Consider the following 2,235-nt stretch of genomic DNA (forward strand, 5'->3'; position numbering starts at 1 on the left):
ATTCATAATAAGCTAACTCTTGCTTGCGAAATGCGGGCTCGAGACCCAGAAGACTATTCGAGTGTGATGCTTGGAGTTCTATCTGATGTTCGTTCTTGTTATCGGTCTCTCAATAGAGGAGCCAGCGTTCAATCGAACTATCAGATAGAGAACTTTAGTTGCAGCTAAAGTCTGGGTCTCACCTTACCCTGATTCGTTAGTTATTATCCATACAAGGCGTTTAAGAGGGATTCATGCCGCGTGGCATTTTTGGTTTGCGGTTGGTTTTGGTGGTGAAAGTGGTCTGCGGAAGCTTGGTTTATGCGGCACTCACCCCTTAACGCAGCGTTAGCTAAGTTATCGAAATTACATCTGAAAGAGGCAAAGGGAATTGAGTTCGAGAAATGGATTTTTTGTCCAATGCGACCACTTGTTGGCAAGTCCTGGTCGTAGGTGTGTTGGCGATTGGCTAGATTTGGTAATAACAGGCTTCATCTTTGTTTTGTCGCTTTGGCTTTTGACTCAAATGGATGTTGATKTCGAGGCGGCTCGAATAGGTTCGGTCTCACTCAGCGTTGCGTATTTCCTATTTTGTGACTGTTTGCCCAATGGTCAGAGTATGGGTAAGCGGCTAGTCGGCTTATCAGTAAAAAGTGCTAGAACTGGCCAWGACTGTAACGTCATTCAATCTATCTTCAGAAATGCATTAGGTGCATTGTTAGGGCCAATTGACTCSCTATTTATACTTGGTAAAAAGAGACAGCGRCTAGGTGATAAATTGGCGAACACAATGGTGATAAAACTTAGCTAACAAGGCGTTAAAGAGGGATTCATGCCGCGTGGCATTTTTGGTATGCGGTGATTTTTGGCGGTGAAAGTGGTCTGCGGAAGCTTGGTTTATGCGGCATTCACCCCTTAACGCAGCGCTATGTGTCTTATCAAAACTACTGTTTCATTGAGGATCGGGGCAGGAATAACTTGGAAATTTAGGTAAAAGGCAGCATGGAGTAAATTTACTGATGCGTACTGCCTTTTTCTTAGTCTAAATTATCGGATTAATAGATAAAAAAGAACTCCGGATGTAAACCCAATAATACTGAGGTTATTTGCTATAAAGGTGCGAGTAGTGCTTTTAAAATCAGTCATAATTTGCAGCTTCCATTGCTTAACAATTGTTCGATATTAGTTACAAGAATGATTGTGCGTCAATTGTTAAAGCTAAATATGTATATTTATTGGAGCTAAATCTGTTAATTAGGTGCATATTTAATGCAACAATAGACTGTTTCACAAACACATAACAAACAGTTTAAGTGGGATTCAGCACGCGTGGCATTTTTGGTATGCCGTGATTTTGGTGTTGAAGTGCTATGCAGAGGCTTGATCATTGCGTGCTTCACCCCTTAACTGGGCGTTAGCCCAATCGGGTAAAAATGGAGATTTAGAGGCGAATGGAAGTTGTATTTGTAAGGCATGGAATACCTGACTACTCGTTATCTGACGAGCGAAAAATGAGCCAGCTTGAAAAAGATTATGCTCCTTTACTCCGAGAACACGTCCATGAGTTGCACACGGTTGCTCAAGAAATTCAACTCGAGAAAGCAGAAGTTATCATCTCTTCACCGTATACAAGAGCACTACAAACTGCCGAAATCATCAATCGTAAACTCGGTTTAGAACTCTTTGTTGAACATGACCTAAGAGAGTGGCGAGCGGACTTGGATGGTGGTTATGTAGATCTCAAAGAAAGAGATCGCCGTTGGCATGAGTATCGCGCTTCGCTGAAGAATAATGCGGAGCCCAATAATGTACCGTATGAGTCTTGGATAGCGCTTAGAAATCGTGCAGAAAATGTGTTATCGCGATACACGCATTACTCTAAGGTAATCGTCGTTTCACATTTTAATGTGTTTGAAAGTTTAGCTGGCTACCAAGAGAACGACATTTGTTGCGGAAGCTATCGTTCGCTAACGTTGGGCAAATTGGGCTAACAAACGAGTATGGCGTCAATAGTTAATTTTTCGCCATATTTTCATTCCACATAGTTCCGTCTCTTAGCATTGAATTCAGGATCACAACCATCTTTCTAACACAGGCAATGATGGCTACTTTTTTGGGTTTTCCTGCTTCCAGTAATCGCTGATATGTGGTCTTAAAAACAGGGTTAGATTGCATTGCAGACATCATCGCCATATACAGGACTGTACGCACCTGAGCGCGCCCACCTTGGATAATTCGTTTGCCTTTATAGCGGCC

Annotated in this window: 4 protein-coding genes and 2 pseudogenes; 5 read left to right on the forward strand and 1 reads right to left on the reverse strand. The window is 42.3% G+C overall.

The genetic code is table 11. The features are described 5' to 3' along the window. Nucleotides 1–202 precede the first annotated feature (202 nt). From CIK04_RS07175 to CIK04_RS07195, 5 genes and pseudogenes are all read left to right on the forward strand, one after another. Complete coding sequence (locus CIK04_RS07175; protein WP_176463299.1) at nt 203–331, forward strand: DUF3265 domain-containing protein; 129 nt, start codon at nt 203–205, stop codon at nt 329–331. Nucleotides 332–412: 81 nt separating this feature from the next. Further along, nucleotides 413–790 carry an RDD family protein gene (locus CIK04_RS07180; protein WP_325205701.1) on the forward strand — a complete coding sequence of 126 codons (378 nt, stop codon included), beginning with the start codon at nt 413–415 and terminating at the stop codon, nt 788–790. Between the two features lie 17 nt (nt 791–807). Continuing rightward, nucleotides 808–909: pseudogene (locus CIK04_RS35490) on the forward strand (DUF3265 domain-containing protein); the annotation flags it as partial. 366 nt (nt 910–1,275) lie between these two features. After that, nucleotides 1,276–1,386, forward strand: a pseudogene (locus tag CIK04_RS07190) (DUF3265 domain-containing protein); the annotation flags it as partial. A gap of 44 nt (nt 1,387–1,430) precedes the next feature. Continuing rightward, a complete protein-coding gene (locus tag CIK04_RS07195; protein ID WP_097353755.1) occupies nt 1,431–1,970 on the forward strand; it encodes a histidine phosphatase family protein in 540 nt (179 codons plus the stop codon). Between the two features lie 22 nt (nt 1,971–1,992). Here CIK04_RS07195 and CIK04_RS07200 read toward each other — a convergent pair. Then, nucleotides 1,993–2,235 (reverse strand): transposase (locus CIK04_RS07200; protein WP_142994982.1); only part of this gene is annotated, 243 nt, incomplete at its 5' end.

It is taken from the genome of Vibrio sp. 03_296 (assembly GCF_002265885.1).

What these genes read in the sequence shown, in the direction of transcription:
- CIK04_RS07195 (WP_097353755.1), top strand. Translation starts at nt 1,431, where the DNA reads ATGGAAGTTGTATTTGTAAGGCATGGAATACCTGACTACTCGTTATCT.